Source organism: Microbacterium sp. (genome assembly GCF_039812165.1).
Classification (GTDB): Bacteria; Actinomycetota; Actinomycetes; order Actinomycetales; family Microbacteriaceae; genus Microbacterium.
Genome location: NZ_JBDIAB010000280.1, coordinates 1 through 3090 on the forward strand (window position 1 = coordinate 1; position 3090 = coordinate 3090).

Below are 3090 nucleotides of genomic sequence, written 5' to 3' on the forward strand. Positions count from 1 at the left end.
GTGAAGGTCGCGGGGCTGACGCCGGCGTCGCCGAGCCGCGCGGTGCGCTGCGCGATGCGGATGCCGGGGGCATCGGCGACGACCACCCGTGCCGGCGAGAACTCGCCCGTCGCGGCCAGGCCGAGGCTCTTCTGCCAGTCGCGGACGGCCTGCCGGGTCTGCCAGCCGAACCGGCCGTCCACGTCTCCGGGCGAGAAGCCGAGGTCGGCGAGGTTCTGCTGCAGCTGACGGACGTCCTCGCCGTCATCCGCGTCGACGGAGAGCTCGCGCCAGAACGGCCGCGCCCCGCGGAAGAGCACGACCGGATGTCCATCCATCTCGTACACGTGCTGCCCGACCAGCACGGTCGTCCCGGCCGCGGGCAGGGCTGTGATCGTCCCGCCACTGGTGGGCAGCGGAGCGGCGTCGCCGTAGGAGAGGGTCGCGTTCAGTCGAACCTGGCTCGTCAGCGTCGTCCGCTCCACGGCGGCGGTCACCGGCTCCTCGGCGACGGCCGCGTCGGGCGGGGCGAGGAGCTCCCAGGGGCGCAGCCACCACGCGCTCACACCGACCGCCACGACCAGCAGGGCGGCGACGACCGCCCACGCACCGCGGACGCGCCGTCGGGAGGAGCCTCTCACCGGTCGTCCGACTCGACGTGCGACGACGCGGCGCCCGACCCGGACGCCTCGTCGAGCACGGCCGTCCAGTCGAAGCCGAGATCGGCGGGCACCATCCACGCCAGGGTCAGATCGGGCGTGAGGCACGCCTCCAGCAGCGCGCGGAACTCCTCCTCGGCGAGATCGGCCGGCAGCTCGATCGCCGGCGTCGTGCCGGGCTCGGCGGCCGGGTCGGCGACCCACGCGAAGCCGGCGTCGCGGCCGCAACGGGCGAACGCGAGGCCGTCCTCCGCCTGCCGGGCGAGCTGGTCGCGCAGGGCCGGATCGTTCGCGGCGTCCACCTCGGGCTGGACGAAGCCGGGGAGCTCCGTCTCGCAACGCGCATAGGCATCCTGCGTCTGCGGGTCGTCGACGAAGTACGCGGACGAGGCGGCGGCCACCCACGTGCTGCCGTCCGAGTCGCCGACCATCAGCAGCGGCGACGCGCCGCTCGGTCCGGAGCCCGACCCGATCGAGATCTCGCCGTCGGCGGCGTCGGAGGCGACCTCGACGAGCACGTGGCCCTGGTCGCCGATCTTCGCGTCGACGCCGGCGGTCGTCAGACACGCGACGAATCGCGATGCCGTCGCCTCCGCCGCGTCGTCGGCGGGCGCGGGCGTCGCGCCCCCGCAGGCGGTCAGGGTCACCGTCAACGCGGCGGCCGCGGTCGCGACTCCCAGCGTGCTCATCGTGCGCGGATGCATGATCGTCCTCACTCTCACGGCGCCCGGCACGGTGCCGGGGCGACCTGACGACAGGATCGCGGCAGCCCGGTCAAGCGGGGGTCCGGTGCGACGTGACCTCGGCTTGACCGCGATCGTGGATGCTGGAGGGCAGGCGAGCGGATGCCGGAGGGCGAGGAGGCGGGCCGATGCGGGTGCTGCTGGTCGAGGACGAGCCGGAGCTGGCCGACGTGCTCGCCGACGGGCTGCGGCGGGAGGGCTACGCGGTCGAGGTCGCCCGCGACGGTGCGGCGGCGCTGTCGTCGCTGGCGGCCGCTGACGTCGACCTCATGATCCTCGACCGCGACCTGCCGGTGCTCTCCGGAGACGCGGTGTGCCGTGCGCTGCGCGATCAGGGACATCCCGTCCGCATCCTCATGCTCACCGCCGCCGGCACGCTCGACGACCGCGTCGCCGGCCTCGACCTCGGCGCCGACGACTACCTGCCGAAGCCGTTCGCCTACGTCGAGCTGCTCGCGCGCCTGCGCGCGCTCGGCCGCCGCGCTCCGGCGGGCTCGGGGACGGTGCGGGAGGTGGCGGGCGTGCGCGTCGACACCGTGCGGCGCATCGCCGAGCGCGACGGCCGGCCGCTGGCCCTGACCCGGAAGGAGTACGGCGTGCTGGAGGCGCTGCTGGCCGCCGACGGCGGCTGGGTGGATGCCGACGAGCTGCGGGACGAGGTGTGGGACGACGGCGACATCCGCGGCCGCGGAGTCGTGAAGGCCGCCGTCCACACGTTGCGCCGCAAGCTCGGCGCGCCCGACCCGATCGAGTCCGCGCCGGGTCTCGGCTACCGGATCGGAGGAGGGACGTGAGCGGCACGAGGCGGTGGGGCTTCCGCGCCCGTCTCACCGCGCTGATCGCCGGGGTGTTCGTCTTCGGCGGGGCGGTGCTCCTCACCGTGCAGTACGTGCTCGTGCAGGGGCTGCTGGCCTCCGGCATCCGCACCATCACCGGATGCGTCGACGGCGAGACGTCGGGGATCGAGATCGGCACCGGGGCTCCCGGGAGCGCCGTCGACCTCGGGTGCGAGAACGGCGATTCGGGCTTCGCGGTGGCGATCGAGCAGGCCGGTCACCTCTCCGACGACGTGCTGTCGGGACTCCTGCTGTGGTCGGTCGTCGTCCTCGTGGTCTTCGCGGGTCTCGCCGTGCTGGCCGCCTGGTGGCTGTCGCGGCGGTCGCTCGGCCGCATCGCGCGCATCACCGAGACGACGCGCGAGATCACGCGCGACGACCTGCACCGTCGTCTCGAGCTGCCGGGCCCGGCCGACGAGGTGAAGGAGCTCGGCGACACGATCGACGGCATGCTGGACCGGCTCGACGACGCGTTCACCCGCCAGGAGCGCTTCGTGGCCGCCGCCTCCCACGAGCTGCGCACGCCGCTCACGACCACCCGCACGGCGCTGGAGATCCCGCTGGAGCAGGGCCGCTTCCCGGCGGAGGTCGAGCCGGACGTCCGCCGCGCCCTCGCCGCCAACGAGCGCAGCGAACGGCTCATCGCCGCGCTCCTCACCCTCGCCCGCGCCGGGCACGCCCCGGCGCCGGCGGGAGCGGCGGACCTCGCGACGCTCGCCCGCGACGCGGTCGAGCGCCACCGGGCGGAGGCCGACGAGCGCGGCGTCACGGTGGTCATCGACGGAGTGTCCGCGCCGGTGGCGGCCGACGAGACCCTCGCCGGCATCGCCGTCGGCAACCTCGTCGAGAACGCGATCCGCCACAACCGTGTCG

4 protein-coding genes are annotated in these 3090 nt (G+C 74.8%); 2 read left to right on the forward strand and 2 right to left on the reverse strand.

All coding sequences use genetic code 11. The annotated features are described in order from the left end of the window. Together WML84_RS14265 and WML84_RS14270 are read right to left on the reverse strand one after the other, a co-directional pair. The coding region (locus WML84_RS14265; protein WP_347346802.1) for a peptidoglycan-binding domain-containing protein at positions 1–620 on the reverse strand (620 nt) is incomplete at its 3' end. Beyond that, positions 617–1327, reverse strand: coding sequence for a hypothetical protein (locus WML84_RS14270; protein WP_347346803.1), 711 nt, complete (start codon positions 1325–1327; stop codon positions 617–619). The genes WML84_RS14265 and WML84_RS14270, both read right to left, overlap by 4 nt. A 182-nt stretch (positions 1328–1509) precedes the next feature. Between WML84_RS14270 and WML84_RS14275 the strand changes: the two genes are divergently transcribed. Further along, a complete protein-coding gene (locus WML84_RS14275) occupies positions 1510–2175 on the forward strand; it encodes a response regulator transcription factor (protein WP_347346804.1) in 666 nt (221 codons plus the stop codon). Next, positions 2172–3090, forward strand: a 919-nt coding sequence (locus tag WML84_RS14280) for a histidine kinase dimerization/phospho-acceptor domain-containing protein (protein WP_347346805.1), incomplete at its 3' end; no start/stop codon positions are given. The genes WML84_RS14275 and WML84_RS14280, both read left to right, overlap by 4 nt.